This window comes from Verrucomicrobiota bacterium (genome assembly GCA_016871495.1).
Lineage (GTDB): Bacteria > Verrucomicrobiota > Verrucomicrobiia > Limisphaerales > VHDF01 > VHDF01.
This window is the reverse complement of sequence record VHDF01000093.1, coordinates 1-19,738: the sequence shown is the minus strand read 5'-3', so window position 1 is coordinate 19,738 and position 19,738 is coordinate 1. Positions and strand designations below refer to the sequence as shown.

13 protein-coding genes are annotated in these 19,738 nt (G+C 61.0%); 8 read left to right on the top strand and 5 right to left on the bottom strand.

Going from position 1 to position 19,738, the window contains the following annotated elements; translation table 11 throughout:
• From thiC to FJ404_16480, 3 genes are all read left to right on the top strand, one after another.
• Nucleotides 1–974: phosphomethylpyrimidine synthase (gene thiC, locus FJ404_16490; GenBank protein MBM3824457.1), on the top strand; the 974-nt coding region annotated here is incomplete at its 5' end.
• An 18-nt stretch (nt 975–992) separates the two neighbouring features.
• A complete protein-coding gene (locus FJ404_16485) occupies nt 993–1,505 on the top strand; it encodes a hypothetical protein (protein MBM3824456.1) in 513 nt (170 codons plus the stop codon).
• Nucleotides 1,506–1,864: 359 nt separating this feature from the next.
• On the top strand, nt 1,865–2,575 hold the full coding sequence (locus FJ404_16480; protein MBM3824455.1) for a hypothetical protein: 711 nt from the start codon (nt 1,865–1,867) through the stop codon (nt 2,573–2,575).
• A 401-nt stretch (nt 2,576–2,976) separates the two neighbouring features.
• Here the strand turns inward: FJ404_16480 and FJ404_16475 are convergent, their stop codons facing one another.
• From FJ404_16475 to FJ404_16460, 4 genes are read right to left on the bottom strand one after another with little or no spacing between them, the layout of a single operon-like run.
• Nucleotides 2,977–3,387, bottom strand: a complete 411-nt coding sequence (locus FJ404_16475) for a DUF721 domain-containing protein (protein ID MBM3824454.1) — start codon at nt 3,385–3,387, stop codon at nt 2,977–2,979.
• Nucleotides 3,384–4,439 carry an amidohydrolase gene (locus FJ404_16470; GenBank protein MBM3824453.1) on the bottom strand — a complete coding sequence of 352 codons (1,056 nt, stop codon included), beginning with the start codon at nt 4,437–4,439 and terminating at the stop codon, nt 3,384–3,386. The genes FJ404_16475 and FJ404_16470 overlap by 4 nt, the downstream gene beginning before the upstream one ends.
• A 17-nt stretch (nt 4,440–4,456) precedes the next feature.
• A complete protein-coding gene (locus tag FJ404_16465; protein MBM3824452.1) occupies nt 4,457–6,838 on the bottom strand; it encodes a CRTAC1 family protein in 2,382 nt (793 codons plus the stop codon).
• Complete coding sequence (locus FJ404_16460) at nt 6,839–8,689, bottom strand: adenylate/guanylate cyclase domain-containing protein (GenBank protein ID MBM3824451.1); 1,851 nt, start codon at nt 8,687–8,689, stop codon at nt 6,839–6,841.
• A 436-nt stretch (nt 8,690–9,125) separates the two neighbouring features.
• On the opposite strand from FJ404_16460, the gene FJ404_16455 reads away from it, so the two are divergent.
• Nucleotides 9,126–11,609 (top strand): alpha/beta hydrolase, encoded by a 2,484-nt coding sequence (locus tag FJ404_16455; protein ID MBM3824450.1) that lies wholly within the window; start codon nt 9,126–9,128, stop codon nt 11,607–11,609.
• 190 nt (nt 11,610–11,799) lie between these two features.
• Here FJ404_16455 and FJ404_16450 read toward each other — a convergent pair whose 3' ends face one another.
• Nucleotides 11,800–13,938, bottom strand: a complete 2,139-nt coding sequence (locus FJ404_16450; GenBank protein ID MBM3824449.1) for a pyrroloquinoline quinone-dependent dehydrogenase — start codon at nt 13,936–13,938, stop codon at nt 11,800–11,802.
• 319 nt (nt 13,939–14,257) lie between these two features.
• On the opposite strand from FJ404_16450, the gene FJ404_16445 reads away from it, so the two are divergent.
• The 4 genes from FJ404_16445 (at nt 14,258) to FJ404_16430 (ending at nt 19,526) form a co-directional block, all read left to right on the top strand.
• On the top strand, nt 14,258–14,440 hold the full coding sequence (locus FJ404_16445; protein MBM3824448.1) for a hypothetical protein: 183 nt from the start codon (nt 14,258–14,260) through the stop codon (nt 14,438–14,440).
• Between the two features lie 22 nt (nt 14,441–14,462).
• The gene (locus FJ404_16440) at nt 14,463–15,323 is read left to right on the top strand and encodes a prepilin-type N-terminal cleavage/methylation domain-containing protein (protein ID MBM3824447.1); all 861 of its coding nucleotides are present in this window, start codon (nt 14,463–14,465) and stop codon (nt 15,321–15,323) included.
• 70 nt (nt 15,324–15,393) lie between these two features.
• Nucleotides 15,394–17,976 carry a DUF1553 domain-containing protein gene (locus FJ404_16435; GenBank protein MBM3824446.1) on the top strand — a complete coding sequence of 861 codons (2,583 nt, stop codon included), beginning with the start codon at nt 15,394–15,396 and terminating at the stop codon, nt 17,974–17,976.
• Entirely contained in the window at nt 17,973–19,526 is a 1,554-nt protein-coding gene (locus tag FJ404_16430; GenBank protein MBM3824445.1) for a DUF1501 domain-containing protein, read from the top strand. The genes FJ404_16435 and FJ404_16430 overlap by 4 nt, the downstream gene beginning before the upstream one ends.
• The last annotated feature ends 212 nt before the right edge of the window (nt 19,527–19,738 follow it).

Here is a 19,738-nt window from a genome sequence, read left to right as displayed (position 1 = left end):
CGTGGGAACTCTTCCGCGACACCCTCATCGAACAAGCCGAGCAAGGCGTGGATTACTTCACCATTCACGCCGGCGTGCTGCTGCGCTTCGTGCCGCTCACGGCGAATCGTATGACCGGCATCGTCTCACGCGGCGGCAGCATCATGGCCAAATGGTGTCTCGCGCATCACAAGGAAAACTTCCTTTACACCCACTGGGACGACATCTGCGACATCATGGCCGCGTATGACGTTTCGTTCAGCATCGGCGACGGCCTGCGTCCCGGTTCGATTGCCGACGCCAACGACCAGGCGCAATTCGGCGAACTCGAAGTGCAGGGCGAACTCACCAAGCGCGCGTGGGGCAAGGGCGTGCAAGTCATGAACGAAGGCCCGGGCCACGTGCCCATGCACATGATCGAGGAAAACATGGCCAAGCAACTCGAATGGTGCAGCGAGGCGCCGTTCTACACGCTCGGGCCGCTCACCACCGACATCGCGCCCGGCTACGACCACATCACCAGCGGCATCGGCGCGGCGATGATCGGCTGGTATGGCTGCGCGATGCTCTGCTACGTCACGCCCAAGGAACACCTCGGCCTGCCGAACAAGAAGGACGTGAAAGACGGCGTCATCGCTTACAAGATCGCCGCGCACGCCGCTGACCTGGCGAAAGGCCATCCCGGCGCGCAATACCGCGACAACGCGTTGAGCAAGGCGCGCTTTGAATTCCGCTGGGAAGATCAATTCAACCTCAGCCTCGACCCCGTTACCGCTCGCGAATTCCACGACGAAACGTTGCCGCAGGACGGCGCGAAGACCGCCCATTTCTGCTCCATGTGCGGCCCGCATTTTTGCTCGATGAAGATCACCGAGGACGTCCGCAAATACGCCGCCGAACAAGGCGTAAGCGAGGAAGAAGCGCTGAAAAAGGGGATGGAAGAAAAGTCGAAGGAGTTCGTGGAAAAGGGTGCGGAGGTTTACGCGAAGGCGTGAGCCTGATAATCCTTGGCCATGGCCATCAACCCGCCATCCGACAATTTGCCGTTGGCCGCGGTGCTGCGCGCCGCGAACGAATTAGTCGCCGCAGATTTGATTGAAGACTGGGCACTTGGAGGCGCGCTCGCGGCCATCTACTACGTCGAACCGTTCACCACCTACGACGCGGACATTTTTTTCATCCCCAAAGATGAGGGGTTGACCGATGGCATCCCCGCCATTTACGCGCACCTGCAATCGCAAGGCTGGCAGATCGAGCGCGAGCATCTGCTGGTGGGCGGCTTTCCCGTGCAATTTCTCGCCGCCGTCGGATTGACCGAGGAAGCCGTTCGTGAAGCCGAGCGGATTGATTACGAAGGCGTGCCCGCCAAAGTGTTCCGCGCCGAACACATCGTTGCGATCGCCGCCAGCGTGGGCCGGGCCAAGGACAAGGCGCGCATCGAGCAATTGCAGCAGCAGGCTGACCTCGACAAAACCTATTTGGAAAACGTGCTCCACCGGCATAATCTGAAGCTGCCGACGTTATGAAACCCGAGATGCGCCAAAAACTCGCCCGCGAACCGTTTGCGGAAAAGATCCGCAAAGTGGCGCAACTCATCCGGCTGACCAAAACCTTCCCCCGCCGGCTACGCCTGACCGACGCCCGCCCACACGGCAAATGACTGGAAGAAAAGTCGAAGGCGTTTGTGGAGAAGGGCGCAGAGGTTTACGCGAAGGCCTGAATGGAGCGAATCGCCGGAGCGCGGCTGGGTCGCAGACCAGCCGCAGCAACGTCCGAACAACGAGACGCTCTAGTTTTTCCACCCGTGCTGTGCTGGCGAAGCTGCTGCGACTGATCCCGCTGTGCGGGACACAGTCGCGCTCCGATCGAAGGCTTGCTGCATTCCTTGTTTTCCGGCTCAATGTTTGGCGTGAGTCAGCCCCCCAAACCGCGTCGTCCGGGGCCGCCGCACAATCCCGGTGTGCGCGATTTGGTCCAGGGCAAGCGTCGCGGGTCGTCGCCGTGGAAGATTGAAACTCTCAAACAAGGCTTTCGCGGCTGGAACGAGGGCGGTTATCTGCCGCATCGTGATGAACCGGGCCTGACACAGTTCGTTACGTTTCGTCTCGCTGATTCATTTCCCGAATCGCTTCGCTCCGAGTGGGAGCAGCTTTGGAAGATTGAGGATAACCACCAGCGTCGAGCGGAATTGGAGGCGTACCTCGACCGTGGACGTGGCGAGTGTCGTTTGCGTCGGCCTGAGATTGCCCAAATCGTCGAAGACGCGGTGCGGTGTTTCCACGGTCAACGGTACGATCTGCGTGCGTGGGTAGTGATGCCGAATCACGTTCGCGTCTTGTTAAAGGTGGATGCCACGCCGATGGCTGAGATTCTGGAGAGTTGGAAGAAGCACACGGCCCGGAAGGCAAATCACCTACTGAACCGGCGCGGCGAGTTTTGGCAGTTGGACTATTGGGACACCTACATGCGCGACAACGAACACGAGTTGGAGACGCGCCATTACATCGAAGCAATCCGGCGAGAGCAGGCTTGGTGCTCGACCCGAAAACGTGGCGGTGGAGTAGCGCTCGGTCTCGGGATGAGTTTGGAGTGTTGAAATTGTGAAGGAGCGCGACTGGGTCGCAGACCAGCCGCAGCAACATCCGAATATCGAGACGCTCTATTTTTTCCACCGTCCTGTGCTGGTGAAGCTGCTGCGACTGGCTTTCAGCACAGTCGCGCTCCAAAGACGTCGGAGCGCGGCTGTGTCGAAGACCAGCTGCAGCAAAGCCCGAACATCAAGACCCACCAGGTTTCGCCAGCCACTCCGCATGGGCGTAACCTTAAGAACGGCCATTGGCCTTTATGAATCTTCGCACCTCCCGACTCACTTGGTGCTGAAGTTACTCACCATTCCGCATCCCGGCCCGGCAGGTTCCGGGATTCAAGTCCCGCGGGAAATAAACGCCGCTCACCTTCGCCGAGTTGATCGCACCCGCCATTCGGGTTTGAACAGGATCAGCCGCAACGGAATGAAATCCTCGCGATCATCTGTTTGCCGAACGCAAGTTGCAAACGTTCGAGGATCTCCTTCCGTCGATAACGGACGATCTCGCTCAACCATGCGCTATTGTCCACGGTGACGAAAAGGGTGCCTTTGGCCAATCCGGCGGGTTGAGCGTGTGCCGCCACCGCCGGGTCCACGAGGCGGGTCCAGGCCTTGGCCACCTCGGCCTCGGTCTGGCGGCGGTCCATGCGGATAGCTTTCAAGACCGACGGCATAATGTCGCCGGCGCTCTTGTGCGGAGAGGCTGCCAGTTTGGCTGTTTCGCGTTCATTGACGCCGCGCCAAGCGTTGAGGGATTTCTCGCGCGGACTCGAACGCGGAGGCCCCTTGGCGGGAAAAAATGCAGGTCGGGCCAGGCTCATACCTTCAAACCATAGAATCGCGCCGCGTTGGCGTGCCAAAGTTTCCGCCGGTCGGATTCGGGGCGTGCGGAGGTGATCTCCCGCAGATGCTCTACCCAGCGGAGATAGGTGATCCCGAGGAGGCAAACCGGCCAGTCGCCACCAAATACCACTCGGTCGGGGCCGAATGAATCGAGGCAGTGATTCACGGCCGGCGCCAGTTCTTCGGCGCCCGCGCCGGGCACGAGTCCGGCGCCAATACCCGAGATTTTGCAGATCACATTGGAACGTTTCGCCAGGGTTTCGATCGACCGTTTCCATTCATCCGAAGTGTGCAAAGGTGGAGATTCTCCCGTTCGCGGAGAACGGAAACTTTTCAAATCCGGGTTGCCGCAGTGGTCGAGAATGAAACGCGTCTCGGGACAGGCCGCGGCGAGCGTTGCGCCATCAGGAAGTTCCCGTGGCCGCATGCAGAGGTCGAAACTCAATCCCAGAGTTCCAAGGTGTCGCACCCCGCGGACGAATTCGGGCTGCAGGCAATAGCCAGCCGGTGTGCTGGAGCCATGCAGCACCTGGCGGATTCCTTTAAAGCCGGGATTCGCCTTCAGTCTGGTGAGGTAACTCCCCAATCGGGGAGAGGCAGGGCGTCCTCCGAGAACGGCCGCGAGAATGGGGCTTCTGCCGGGCCGGGCGAGATCCAGAATCGTGTCGGCTTCCTGATCCAAAGTGGTTTCCTCCACGTCCACCTCCATGTACACCGCGCGGACGTTGAGGCCCCTGGTGGCGGTCGAAAAATCATCGAGCGAATACGTTCGGTTCAGAATCGTTGGAGCACTCGTCAACCAGGGTAATCGCTGTGAGCGCAGGTCCCAGAGATGAAGGTGAGTGTCGATGATGAGGTTGCTCGCGCGATGGGAGCTCGTCATGCATCCGCCCGCGGCCAGGAGGGTGATCCCGGGGAGAGATTGGCCCAAGAATTGTCGTCTGGAAGGCATGAGGGATGATGGCGGTGGATCTCTCAAAAAAGCGAGCCTAGGGTTCGGATATTTCAACCTCCCGACTAACTTGAGCATCAAGTTAGTCGTGAGATTCAACGTTCCGGCAAACTCTGCCAGCGGCCTGTTGCGGACTGGTCAAAGGATTCAACATGGCCATCGGGGAATTCGATCTCGAACTTTTCGACTCCGCCATCACCCAGTCCAAAGTGAACGGAAATCGGGTGTTGAGAGAGAAATGAGTCGCCCACGAGGAGCGAGCGGACTTGTCGGCGCCCGGACTTTTCGGTCAGTTTGGCCACGGCGCCGAGAGGTGAGCGACGGGCGACGGTCGGGGGGATGCGGAAACCGATCCAATTTCCCGGTGGTCCTTGGCCGGCATAAATCTTCAATCGCTGCCGAAATCCCTTTCCCACCTCTTGGGTGGTCAACACGGCATCGATCCGGCCGTCCAAGTCGAGATCTGCGGTGACAAGATTTCGGCAATCTTCGGTCAGGGCCAGTCCGGAAATCCAACTCCGATCCTGCCAGACACCACGATCGTTCCTGGCCAGAAACCGATTGAACTGGTGTCCACCGTAGGAACCCCCGCGCGCCGCCCATTTCCCCATGGAAGCATTCAACACCCAATCCACGGCGCGGTTCGGTTCTGAGGTTCCGGTATGGACGTCGTGCCGCCAGTATTCCGAGTCGTAATCATCCACGCTCTCTCCACTCAAATGGCCGTTGACGACGAGGAGTTCGACGTTTCCATCCAAGTCGGCATCGAACGCGGAGGCGCCCCATGTCCAGCCGGTACGACGAAGCGCTCCCATCCCAGGGGGTTCGGATTGCACCAACTTTTTCTCTTTCGCCAGGAAGAGCCGGTTTCCGAAATTCAGGCGTGGCCGGATGGTCAAATCCTCCGGGAAGCGCGGGTCGGTGAGTTCCAGTGCGTCCAGGCGATCCGCCGCATCGGAGTGCATGCCCGCCATCCAAAAGTCGAGGTTCCCGTCCGCGTTGAAATCGGAAACGACCAGTGACATGCCGAAGCTCTTGGTGTCGCCGGGGAGGTGGGTGGGGGTGGATTCGAATCGGCCACCGCCCCGATTGAGGTGGAGGTCGGCCCCGGCAAAATCGCTCACCACGAGCAAGTCCAGGCGTCGATCCCCATTCAGGTCCACGAACGAGGCACCATAAGTCCGGCGACGACGGAGATCGCCCAAGCCGGCTCGATGGGTTGCGTCCACCAGGCGGGAATGATCTTCGTTCAGCAGGAAGTAAGAGGGAAATCCGTCGTTGGCATCGTGGTAGGGGGTTGGCATTTGCCCGGCCATCATCGGCGGCTTGTACTGTCCAAGCCAGAAATCGAGATCGCCGTCACGGTCGACGTCACCCGCGGTCAGCACGAAGGGGTTTTCCAAGGGTTCCGGAGCCGACCAGAGGCGTGTGGCCGGGATGGCGAAGCCTGGCCGGCCCATGCCGCGGTAAAAGAGAATCCCGGTGCGATCCGCCACCAGGAGATCATGGCGTCCATCCCGATCGAAATCGCAGAGCAAGCAGGCAAAGGAGTCTTGCCGGTGCCCCTGGGGCCACAGGGATTCCTCGCGGAAATCGAAGTGGCCGTGATTCCAGAGGATGTTCGCGGGTCCGGGCAGCAGGATCTCCGGCAGTCCATCCGCGTTGAGATCCTCGACCAGGAGTCTTTGATCTTTGTTGGCCGTGGACATGGTGATGTTCTGGTCGAAGCGTGGCTGGAAAAGTGGTGAGCCGGTGCGCTGCTGGGTCTGGAGTTTGAGGACGCGGATTTCGTCCGGCACTGGTGTGGCTCTGGAGGAATCGTCGGAGGACCAGGCGACTTCGAGTGATCCTGACCAGGCGGCGCGAGTTTCCAGGGCTCCGGCGTGCTGGATCAGGTGGAAATCGAAGTCGATGGTGGAGCGGGCTGGATGCTTCGCAGATGCGGGTTGGAAGCGCGTGTGATGCCATTCGGATTGGGTTAAGCGCCAACCGGCCTTCAACCACGTCTCCACTTTCCTCCGCCAGTCCTCCGGAGACCAGGCGATGCTGGCCGCGGGGTAATCGGTCCATTCGGAGTTCCATCGATCATTCCGTCGCGTGGTGGATGAGTTGGAAGGAACCCAGAGGCGGTTGAAGGGAAGGTGCGAAATTGCAGCCTCCGTTCGATTGGAATCTCGCAGCGAGTTCCACAGGTTGACCACGAAGGCACCGTACTCGAGCGCTTTGATCTCGGGCGCCCAGAGCGTCCGATCTCGCTCCAAACGTTCGGCTTCCAACTGCTGAAAGGCCTGGATGGCCAGGCGATTGGAATCGGGACTGGAGGGGGAGAGGGGTGGCGTTCCTGAGTTGGAAATCGTTTGGTCCGGCGAGGATTTCCGAGGGGCGGGCAGGTTGAGGAGGATCGCGGCAAGCGCGGCGGCCGCGAGGATGCCAATTCCTGCCAGGGCGCCCCGGCCCGGTTTGTTCTTAGATCGCATTCATGGCGGCGTTGACCCTGCTTTGATGCGCCAGACTTTGGCGGGTGGATCGATGCCGCGGAACTTGACTTCGAGGGGCTCAGCGGTGGCGGAATGCTTGGAAATCCAGTCCCCCATTTCCGGACGGTGAAAGACCGAGTCGGCCACGACAAAATCCTGGCCGGAGGAACACTCCACCATGCGAGCGGCGCGATTCACGGTGCTGCCGAAGTAATCGATTTTCCCGTTCGCGTTGACAGCCAGGCATGGCCCGGCGTGCAGGCTGGACTTGAGCACGAGCGGCTTGTGCTGGCGGGGTTGGTTGAACCCCTCCGCGAGTCCGCGATGCATCGAATCCAGGGCATTCAGGCCATCCGTCAGGGTGCCGAACACCGCCATGACGGCGTCGCCAAGGGTTTTGACGACGGCTCCATGGGACTCGCGCACCGCGCGGATGAGCGTCACGAGGTGATCGCGCACCCTTCCATACGCCTGCGGGTCCCCGATCTCTTCGTAGAGTGCGGTCGATCCTTTTAAGTCGGTAAAGACAAACACCTGGCTGCCGACGGTGATCTGCTCATGGGGCGAGAGGACTTCAGCGGGAAAGATATCCCGGAATTCCTGCCAACCGCTGACTTGTGCCGCGGTTAAAATGTCCTGGTTCCACGCCGTGCGCTCGAACACGAATTGCACGGGGTGAGGCAGCCGGTTTTGCAATTGGATGCAGCCGGGTTTCCCCGCTCCCCGAGCTGTGGCGAAGCCCTGAGGGTCGGCTCGAACCACCCATCCGTGACCGGACGCCATCCATTCCGGCGTCAAATCCAGCGTTCCCGTGACGTTGGGGGAGCGGAGCCGCAGTGGTGCCGCGAAAGAATTCAGAGTCCAATCCTTGTCGGCAGCCGGAGGCACGATCGCTTGACCGACGATGTGAGGTTTGTCTCCGGGTCCGGTGAGGCAATAGACGGCATGGGGAACGGGACGAATGGAGGAATGGACGCTGAATTTGAGTTCGACGGATTGGTCGAAGCGCGCATCGAACCGGATTTGGCACAATTCGCAGTGCGAATGGGAAGGCACTGCAGCGAGTGTTTTGAGGTGTTCCCCGCGGGTGGATCGACAATTCGGGCAGAGGACTTCCCAACGAAACTCGAAGAGCCCCGCTCGTGTCGCCTCCAGAAAAAGCGAAAGGACCTTCCAAGGATCCGCGGTCCATTCCCGCGCGATGACCCAAGGGCGGATGTGCGTGAGGGCGGAGTCTGGACTTTGCCGCAGCCAGATTTCGAGTCGCCGGGAGAGGTCTTTCGGGGCTGCGGAGGCATGGAGCTGTTTCAAGCCCAGTTGGAGGGCTTCTTCTCGATTCGGGGTGGCGGCCAGGTTGGGCAGCATCGGCTCCACGCGGTTGCTCAGATGCTGGCTGGCGTGGAGCATGATCTTCTGCATGTCCTGGCTGGACTTGGGGCTCACGACAGATTTGGCCATCAGCGAGCCGAGAACATTGCGAGGAGTGATGGAGCTGAAGACGGTGACGCGGGTTTGTTTGGGGGCGACCGCGGCGAATCGCATCCCCATCACCGCGTCGCTCCATGGACCGCCGTGGAAGTTTCGATGCACCTCGTAATAATCGGGTGCGGACCATTCGAACGGGTTCTCTTTCCATTCCAATGCGATGCCGTAGAGCGAGGCGCTCGCCGTGAGGGGCTGCCTTGATGGAGTAATGGACGGGGGGAAGTCCGAGGGATTGGTTGAGCCAATCGGTCTTGCTGAGAACAGACCAAAGATCTGCCGCCGAGTGAGGCAGGTCGAACGTGGACTCGCTGCGCACGACATCGTCCATGGCCAGAGAACCTGGCGGGAACCAAAGGGAATCATCAAGCCAGCCGATGGAATTTGACAAAAAAAGAGGCGGGTTTTGGGATGACACACGGTTTACATCGCCAAAACCCGCCATGGCCCCCTCTGCCAGGAGGGATGCCAAATCTCAATGCGATCCACGCCCTCCTCGGCAGATATGTTTCGCCAACGCGACACGTTCGCGAGACAATACTCCCCCGGGGGAGGTGATCGAATCGAGTAACTCCGTCAAACTCGCACACCAGTTCCATCGGAGTCGAGCACTTTTTATTAAGCAATGAGGTCAAGGACAATTGATAAGTATTGTAAATCATAATCATAAGTCTAAAACATGATGGGTTGTTTCGGTTGCCATGTGGGCGAACGAGGACGTCGGCGTCGACTTTGAATCCATCGAGCAAGATCCCCGTGATCACTTGCTTCCCAATGGTCTGCGGGTGGCTTAACCTTCGGCCTCATGCCCATCGTGATTCAACGTGCTTTCATCGCGAGTTGCCTTGTCTGGGCTTGGGGTTTCGTCTGGGGCGGCTCGACGCCGGTGCAGCGAGACATCGAATTCACCTCCGGCCTTGGACTTCGCGGTGGAGCAAGGGCCGGTCGCGTGGCGTTTCGTCCGGACGAGGTCGAACGGTTGATGGTCACGGGCGAGTGGAAAGCGCCGAGGGAGGGCGAAACTCTGGCTTCGGACGGAACCCATCGAGTTGCCTGGGAGAGAGTGGTGGCGGATACGAACGGTGTTTTTTTCGGCACCGCATTTCGCGGGGGCTATTTCTTTGTCTCCCTCACCGCGGATGAAGAGCGCATCATGTTGTTGGAGGCCAGTGGCCACAACTTGGTGTATGTCAACGGCGAACCGCGAGCGGGCGATGTGTATCAGAACGGGTATGTGGCCTTGCCGGTGCAGCTTCGGCGGGGAACCAATGAGTTTCTCTTCGCAACGGGGCGCGGTTCGTTGCGGGCCAAGTTGGTCAGACCACCGAGTTCCGTGTTTTTCGACCTCCGTGATCCGACTCTGCCGGACTTGGTGCGGGGCGAACGCATGGAGACCCGGGGAGCCGTGCTGGTCGTGAATGCGACGACCCAAGATGCCCGAGGTTTGACTTTGCGGAGCCAATCCCCAGGCGGCCGGGCCTCCACGACGCGTCTGCCAACGATACCGCCGCTCACGACGCGCAAGGTCGGGTTTGAGATCCGGCACTCGGGCGTGGCGGCCACCAACCGTGTTGATTTCATGCTCGAATTGAACGGTGGACACAGGCGGAGCCATGATCATCGGGACCGCAAGTCCGTTTCGTTGCGGCTGCGGGAGCCCGGGCAGACCCGGCGCGTGACCTTTGTCAGTGAGATTGACGGCAGCGTGCAGTATTATGCTCTGAATCCGGCGCTTCCTGACCTCCACGCCAGGCGTCCCCTGGCGCTCGTGCTCAGCACTCATGGGGCGAGCGTCGAGGCGCAGGGCCAGGCCGATGCTTACACGCCGAAGACCTGGGCTCATCTCGTGGCGCCGACGAATCGGCGTCCGTACGGATTCGACTGGGAAGACTGGGGGCGCATGGATGCGATGGAAGTTCTGAGTTTGGCCCAGGAGACCCTGGGGACGGATCGCTCGCTCACCTTCCTGACGGGACATTCGATGGGGGGGCACGGAGCGTGGCAACTGGCGGCGCATTTTCCGGATCGATTCGCGGCCGTCGCACCGAGCGCGGGCTGGGTGAGTTTTTTCTCGTATGCGGGCGGACGGCGGGACGACTCCACCAACGCGGTGCGCAGCCTGTTGCGGCGGGCGTCCACGCCGAGCGACACGCTGGCGATGTCCAGCAATTATCTTCATCACGGAGTGTACGTGTTGCATGGAGACGCGGACGACAACGTGCCTGTGCGCGAGGCGCGGACCATGCGGAGCGTGTTGGAGAAATTTCACCGGGATTTCAAATATCACGAACAGCCGGGCGCGGGTCATTGGTGGGGCAATGCCTGTGTGGACTGGCCTCCGCTATTCGACCTGTTTGCTCGCCGCCGGATTCCGAGCGCCGGATCGGTGACTTCGGTGCAATTCACGACCACCAACCCGGGGATTTCCGCGCGGGCGCATTGGCTCGGCATTGAAGCGCAGGAGCGATTTCTCGCGCCGAGCACGGTGCGGGCCGAATGGGATGGCGGCTCGAGGCGCATCGTCGCCAGCACGGACAATGCGAGCCGGCTTTCCTTCGCGTGGGATTGGGCGCCGAAGGGCGAAGCGCCCTCGTTTGTGATCGATGGCCAGACCCTCGCGAAGTTGTCGCCGAGGAGACTTGGGTTTGTTCATTTCCGCAAGGAAGGCGGGTCGTGGAGAGAATCGGACCCCGTCTCTCTCGATTGGAAAGGGCCGCACCGCAATGGTCCATTCAAGGAAGCCTTCCGGCATCGGATGATGTTTGTGTATGGGACAAAAGGGACGCCGGAGGAGAACGCGTGGGCCTATGCCAAAGCCCGGTTTGACGCCGAGAGCTTCTGGTATCGCGGAAACGGAAGTGTGGATGTCCTGCCTGATCTGGAGTTCGACCCGCGGCGAGATTCGGATCGGTCTGTCATCCTCTATGGACACGCGGACGCGAACGCGGCGTGGGAACCGCTCTTGGGTGTCAGCCCGGTTCAGGTGCGCCGGGGACACCTTGTGGTGGGAGGAGAGACCAGGCGGGGCGATGATTTGGCGGCGTTGTTTTTGCGTCCGCGTCCGGGAAGCCACCGGGCCTGTGTGGCGGTGGTGGCCGGGACGGGGTTGGTGGGATTGAGGCTGACGGACCGCATTCCCTACTTCCTGGCCGGGGTAGCGCTGCCGGACTGGACCGTCTGGACTCCCCGCACGTTGCGCGAGGGTCCGGACGGTGTGTTGGGAGCGGGGTTTTTCGGCCAGGACTGGGGTGTGGAATCGGGCGAATCAGCTTGGAACGTGCCGGAGTGAAATGCGCGAGGCTGGCGGATGAGGGGCGCGACTGGACTCGTCGTTCGTGGGGAGAAGGAGACTCCGTTCCGCTCCAAGCATGGGTCCGTTCATCCTCCCGACTGACTTGATGCTGAAGCCACTCACCGTCCCGCACCCCGGCCCGGAGGAGTTCTAATCCTTAAAACGGCCATGGTCATGATCCGCACCGCTATTTCGGGAGGGCGAAGCACCAATACGCGTTGCCGGGCTTGGTTTCGGCTTTGCCACCTCCACCGGCCGCGACGACGACGTATTGACGTCCGCCGGCCTCGAACGTGGCTGGTGTGGCGTAGCCTCCGGCATCCAGTTGGAATTCCCAAAGTACCTTGCCGTCGCGCTGATCGAAGGCGCGGAAACGTTCGTCCCGGGTGGCAGCGATGAACACCAATCCGCCGGCCGTCGCGATAGGGCCGCCGATGTTGAAAGTTCCCGTGGGTGAGTACCCTCGTTTTTCCAATTCAGGATACGTTCCAAGGGGCACTTGCCAGGCTATCGTGCCCTGATTGAGGTTGACCGCCGAGAGAACTCCCCAGGGACGTTTGTTGACGGGGTAACCCTCGTGATCACGGAAATCTTTGTGCCCCGTATCGACGAATCGAATTCGATCCGCCCAATCGATTTTGATCTCCTTGGGGTCGAGTGAGGTGTCGTGGCCTTCGGCATAGAGAAAAGCGACGAGGGCGCGTCGTTCCAGTTCCGAGAGCGAAGCGAAGGAGGGCATTTGGTTCCGGCCTGTTTCCAACAGTTTGGCGGTATCGGTTTTGGGCACGCGCCGGGCCAGTCCATCGAGTGACGGTGGCGGGGGTGTTCCGGGGGCAAGCGCGGTGGTGGATCCGTGGCAGGTTGAACACAGCGTCGAAAAAAGATGTTCGCCCAGCGCGTTGAGCGTGATCGAGGTCGTCGGTCGGGCGGGGGTCATGGACATCCATTCAGCCTCGTTGCTGGTGTTGACGAAAAAATAGCCGGTGTCGGGATTGAAGGCTTGTCCGCCCCATTCGGCTCCGCCGTTGAATTGAGGCATGACGACGGTCCGTTCCAAGGCTGGAGGCGCATACAACGGGGCCGGCTTGATGGTGCGCAGTTGATCCAGCACGGAGCGGCGATGGGCGGGGGAGAGATCCGTGACCTCGTCCAGGGTGAGGCCTTGCATCGCGATGGGGGGAGGGCGTGTTGGAAAGGGCTGCGTGGGCCAGGCGAGTTCTCCGGGGATTTGTGACGCCGGCACCGGGCGCTCTTCGACGGGGAAAACCGGCTCTCCCGTCGTCCGGTCCAGCACAAAAACATGGCCGGTCTTGGTGGCTTGAATGGCCACATCGCGGGGCTTGCCGTCCTGATGGATGCGGCCCAGCACCGGGGGGCAGGGGAGATCGTAGTCCCAAAGATCATGGTGAACCACTTGGAAATGCCAGCGTCGCACTCCGGTGAGGGCATCCAGCGCGAGGACGCAGTTTCCGAAGAGGTTCATGCCATGACGATCTCCACCATAGTGATCGTAGGCGGGTGAACCGGTGCCGCAGAAGACAAGTCCGCGCTCGGGGTCGAGCGAAAATCCGCCCCACGCGTTGCAACCGGCGGCCCATTTCCAGTTTTCCGAGGGCCAGGTTTCATAACCCGTTTCCCCGGGATGTGGGATGGTGTGGAAGATCCATCGTCGTCGTCCGGTTCGCACATCATAGGCTCGAATGTGCCCCGGCACCCTGGCGTTGGGGCTGTCGCCCACTTGGGAACCGACAATGAGAAGATCGCGATAAACGACTCCGGGTGTGGTCAGGCCGAGGGATTGACGGAGGAGCTCGCGGTCCAGTCCTTCTCGCATATCCACCCGGCCCGCATTGCCGAAACTCTCGACGAGGCGACCGGTCCTGGCGTCCAGGGCCAGGAGGTGCGGGCCGGCAGCCGTGAAGATCCGGCGGTCGTTTCCATCCGTCCAAATCGCCAGACCTCGGTTGACTCCGGAAGCGCGTCCACCGTTCCAGGGATCGAACATCCATTTTTCGCGTCCGGTGGCAGCTTCGAGAGCGGCGACTTTGAGTCCCGGGGTGGTGAGGTAGAGGGTGCCATCCAGGATGAGGGGGTTGCATTCGATGGTGGACGGCGGGCGCGGGCGCATGTCGTCGCAGCGATAGATCCAGGCGGGTTTGAGGAGGTGAACGTTGGTAATGTTGATTTGACTAAGCGGGGACCAGCGGGTGCCTCCCGGTGTACCGCCATAGACGGGCCACTCGGCAGCGGCGGTCGAACCGAGTTGGACTGTAGCCGAAAGGACTGCGAGGACCACCACGTCAAGAAGCTTGGAGGCAGGGCTCATGCGCCATTCATAGAGTCCGCGGCCGCGATCCGCGAGCTCAGAAGCGGATGGACTTTGGAGACGCAATGCGGTGCATCCGCGAGTTTTCGGGGCGCGCCGTTCACGGCGCTTCCGCTCGCGCCAACCTGCCGCGGCGATCTCCTCCCGCTCCAGGGCCCGCCGTGAGTGGACGACTTCGCCCGGGCAGCACGCATGCCCGTTGAACCTGCCCTGCAACTTTGAAGACACGCCCTGAAGCAGCGTGAACGCCGCGCCCCGGCGCTGCCGCGTGCATCACCGACAACCTGTGGATGCACAGGACGCCTCGCGGTGCATCCCGATGTTGCCGGTGATGCAGGTAGGGCGCGTCCGTCCCGGCGCGCCGCCGGAGCATGATGTTTTGCATCCCGTGGGCGGCGGGCTGGGACAGGCCCGCCCTACCAACAACATCGGGATACACAGGACGCCTCGGAGCATTGGAATCCAGGGTTGCTTGAACAAGCCGGATCGACTTAAAGTGTGATTGACAATCCAAGAATCCTGTCATGAAGACATTGCTGACTTTACCAAGAACGATGGCCGGGCAAAGGACACTGGGGCGGGGTTGGGGTGGTTTTACTCTGATTGAGCTGCTCGTCGTGATTGCGATTATCGCGATTTTGGCGGGCATGCTCCTTCCGGCCTTGAGCAAGGCCAAGACGAAGGCGCACGGCGCGCTCTGCATGAGCAATCAGAAACAATTGACCCTGGCCTGGCTCATGTACGCCGATGATCACGCGGATCAATTGGTGTGGAACGATCTGACCGCGGACGGCGCGGGATGGGTTCGCGGGGTTCTCGACTACAGCGGCAGCAATCCGCACAACACCAATCTCGCCGGCCTGATGAATCCGGATTACGCCAGACTGGCGCGCTACACCCAGTCGCCCGGCGTGTATCGTTGTCCGGCCGATCGCAGCTATGTGAACATCCGCGGCCAGAAACACGCCCGAGTGCGCAGCCTCTCGCTCAGCCAGGCCATGAACTCGCGCGACGACTGGCTGAGCTATCTTACGAAAAAGAAATACCGGGTGTTCAAGAAACTTTCGGACATTCAGCCGATGGGTGCATCCAAGGCGTTCGTTTTCATCGATGAGCACCCGGACAGCATCAATTTTGGCGATGTGGCGGTGGCGATGAATGACGGCATTTCCGGGTCCCGAGTCTTCATCATTGACTATCCGGCCAGCACTCACAACGGATCGGGGGGCATGAGTTTTGCCGACGGGCACGTTGAAATTCACAAGTGGCTTGATGGCCGCACCAAGCTGCCCTGGAAGAATCAGAGCATGGCCCTTGTGGTTCCCTCCCCCAACAATCAAGACATGATTTGGCTTTCGGAACGAACCTCGATTCCGATGGAGTAACGTGGTGCCGCATTTCTCTGCCCGTGTTGATTTAGCCCACCGGTACGAAGGCGTGGGAGCACCGGCCACCATGGCACGACCTCTCAACTTGGTGAAGGTTGCCCCCTTGCGCCGGGCGGTTTGGAAGGTCCTCGGCTTGGCATGGGCGTTGGTCCTGGTCTTGAGTTTCGCCAGGGCCGACTCCTCTTCTTCCAATCATTGGGCTTTTCAACCGGTCCGGCGTCCCGAGATCCCGATCGACCCGGTGGGGATTTCCTCGTCTTCCAATCCCATCGATGCCTTCGTGCGGCATCGATTGAGCCAAGCCGGGCTGCGTCCCGCTTCGGAGTCGTCCCGATCGGCGCTGGTGCGACGAATCCATTTCGTGATGCTGGGACTTCCGCCGACCCCGGCCGAGGTCGATGCTTTTATGTCCGATCCCCGTCCGGGGGCGTACGAACGGCTCGTGGAGCGTGTCTTGTCAGACCCGCGTTACGGGGAGCGGTGGGGGCGGCATTGGCTGGACATCGTCCGGTTCGCCGAGAGCAACGGATTCGAGACGAATCGGGAAAGGTTGAACGCCTGGCGATTCCGGGACTATGTCATTGCCTCCTTCAATCGTGACACGCCCTATGCCCAGTTCGTGCGCGAACAGATCGCGGGGGACCGGTTTGGAGTGGACGTCGGGACAGGATTTCTTGTCGGTGGGCCGGTGGATATCGTGGGGAGTCCGGATCCGGCCCTGACCGCGCAACAGCGGGCGGATGAGATCGACGATATGGTCAGCACGACCGGCACGGCCTTCCTGGGGCTGACTCTCGGCTGCGCTCGTTGTCACGCGCACAAATTTGATCCCATCGCCCATGAGGAATACTACGCGATGGCGGCGCTGTTTGCCGGGGTCAAGCATGGCGAACGGTCTTTGCCGGCGACTCCCCCTCAAAAGGAACGCCGGGAATACTGGGAGGCTCGCGTGTCGGAGTGGGAACGCAAACTCGCGCCCTACCTCGTTCCTTCTGCGGTCACAGCCGCGGGGACGAAGTCCACTGGCGTGAAACGGCCTGCGGTCAATGCTCAAAGGAATGAGGAAAGATTTGAGCCGGTGGAAGCCCGGCATGTTCGTTTCACCATCTTGGCGTCGAATTCGGGCGAGCCCTGCCTGGACGAGTTGGAGGTTTGGGCCGGTGATCGCAATGTTGCGGCCGCCACCGCGGGTGCCAAGGCCCTGGCTTCGGGTACCCTGCGGGGATTTGAAATGCACCGGCTCGAACACGTCAACGACGGCAAATTCGGGAATAGCTTTTCCTGGATTTCTGACGAGGGAGGGAAAGGCTGGGTGCGCATCGATTTGCCGAGGAATGAGCGATTGGAGCGCATGGTGTGGGGGCGGGATCGCGACGGCCAGTTTGGTGACCGGGTGGCGACGCGGTACAAGATCGAAGTTTCGTTGGACGCACGGGATTGGCGGGAGGTTGCCAGTTCCGACGATCGGGAGCCTTTCCAGGGAAAAACCGATCCGCCTGCTCCTCCTCAATACCGATTCGACCATCTCCCGCAGTCGGAGGCTCGCGAGGCTCGATCATGGCTGGCCGAGTTCGAAAAGGCCCGGAAGGCGAGGGATGCCGCGTCGAAGGGAGATCAGGTGTATGCCGGGGTTTTTGTCGAACCGCCGGCAACACACCGGCTGCATCGTGGGGATCCCATGCAGAAGCGTGAGACCATCGGACCGGGCACGCTCGCGATGTTCAAACCCTTGAACCTCGCCACCAACGCGCCCGAACGCGACCGCCGCGCTCAACTCGCGGATTGGATCACCGACGCGGAGCATCCCTTGACGTCGCGCGTTTTCGCGAATCGTGTCTGGCAGTATCATTTCGGCGTGGGGTTGGTGGACACTCCCAATGATTTCGGCCGCAATGGAGCGCGGCCGAGTCATCCGGAGTTGCTGGATTGGCTGGCCCGGGAATTCGTGGAGAGCGGGTGGAGCGTGAAGCATCTGCATCGAATGATATTGCGGTCCGCCACGTGGAGGCAATCCAGCGCGCCTCACGCCGAAGGACTGGCCAAGGATGCGGGCAATCGCTTGCTCTGGCGCTTCGCACCCCGCCGGATCGAGGCGGAGGCCATCCGCGACAGCATGCTGGCGGTGGCTGGAGCGTTGCGGGAAACCGGGGGGGGGCCGGGTTTCTATTTGCACGAGGTCGATCGTGAGAATGTCTACCACTATCATCCGCGGGAAACCTTTGGCCCCGCCGAGTGGCGCCGCATGGTTTACGCCTTCAAAGTGCGCATGGAACAGGACGGTATTTTCGGATCCTTGGATTGTCCGGACGGCAGCCTGACCATCCCGAAGCGCTCCATATCCACCACTCCTTTGCAGGCGCTGAATTTGTTCAACAGCCGGTTTGTCATGAGCATGGCGGATCGTTTCGCGGCGAGGTTGGAGTCCGAGGTTTCTCGATCGTTGAACACGAGGTCTTCGGTGAACTCGAGCGGCCCGATGAGTCGAGGAACGATGGAAGGACATCAAATCGATCTCGCTTGGAAGCTGTCGATGGGGAGGCACCCCGCGGATTCGGAGCGGGTTGGGGCGCTGCGATTTGTCCAGGAACAAGGATGGCCGGCTTTATGCCGCGCGCTGCTGAACGCCAACGAATTCATGTTTATTCCATGAGTCAGGAGTCTGGACAGCCGCAGGTGGGTGCTCGAGCGGAGACGGGCGTGGAGTCCGGGTTGAACAACATCCGGCATCCCCTTCTGGACCGGCGGCGTTTCCTGGGCCGGTCGGCCTACGGATTGGGGGCGGTGGCCCTGGTTCATTTGCTGCAGCGCGGCGGTTTGCTCGGCGCCGGGGTGGCGAAAAAGGAGCCCTTTCGACCGGGCCTCGCGGCGGGAAAGCCCTACGCGCCTCGTCCTCCGCAAGAGATGGCGCGGGCTCGGAATGTTCTGGTGATTTTCTGCAGCGGCGCCTGCAGCCACCTCGATACTTTCGATTACAAACCGGAGCTGATTCGCAGGCACGGACAGTCCATGCCGGGACAGGAAAAGTTGATCACTTTCCAGGGAGCTCAAGGGGCATTGAACAAGAGCCCCTGGGAATTTCGTCCACGCGGCCGGAGCGGCAAGATGATTTCGGAGCTTGTTCCGCACCTGGCTGAATTGGCGGACGAGCTTTGCTTCATCCATTCCATGCGAGGCAAGACCAACACGCATGGGCCGGGCGAGAATTTCATGTCCACCGGTTACACCTTGGATGGATTCCCGAGCCTGGGGGCGTGGGTGACCTATGCGTTAGGCAGTGCGGACCAAAGTTTGCCGGCGTACGTGGCGATTCCGGATCCGCGGGGCAAACCGCAAAACAGCGTGAACAATTGGTCGCCGGGATTTCTGCCGGCCGCGTTTCAAGGAACGGAGTTCAGCGCCACCCGGGCTCTTCGTAATTTGTCCCGTCCCGAGGGGGTTTCCGTGAGCACTGACGCGGCCACGCGCCATTTCTTGCAATCGTTGAATCAGGCGCACGCCGAGCAGTTTCCCGGAGACGGGGAGCTGGCCGCGCGGATCGCGAGTTATGAACTGGCGGCGCGCATGCAACTGGCGGTTCCAGAGGTGGCGGACCTTGCCGGAGAGCCGGCGCATATCTTGAAGTTGTATGGCGCCGACGAGGGTGGCACGAAAGTCAAGGACACCCGCGCCGCCTACGCGCGCAATTGCATCCTGGCCCGTCGATTGATCGAGAAAGGAGTTCGCTTCGTGCAACTCTTCAACGGAGCTTACCAGACCGGCGGCGAGGGCGTCAGCAATTGGGATGGACACAAGGATCTCTTCAATCAATACAGCGTCCATGGACCCGTTTTCGACAAGCCGACTGCGGGATTGCTGGTCGATTTGAAACAGCGAGGGTTGCTGGAGGAGACCCTGGTTGTTTGGTGCACGGAGTTCGGGCGGATGCCGACCTTCCAGAAGGGAGCGATGGGGCGTGACCACAACCCCAGCGGGTTCACGTGCTGGCTTGCGGGCGCGGGGGTCAAGAAGGGATTCAGTTACGGTGCGACGGATGAGTGGGGGTACCAAGCGCGGGAGAATGTGGTATCCGTGCATGATTTTCACGCCACGATTCTGGCCTTGCTGGGATTGCAGCATGAGCAACTGACTTACTACCACAACGGCTTGGAACGCCGCCTGACGGATGTGGAAGGCGAGGTCGTTCAAGCGATTTTGGCGTGAGTCCATCGTCGGTCGCGATCCGATCGACGACTTGCGGATGCGGAGGAGCCGCTCGGTGCATCCCGATGTTGCCGGTGATGCAGGTAGGGCGCATCCGTCCCGGCGCGCCGCCGGAGCATGATGTTTTGCATCCCGTGGGCGGCGGGCTGGGACAGGCCCGCCCTACCAACAACATCGGGGTGCACGGGGAGCCGCTGGACATGCAAAGCAAG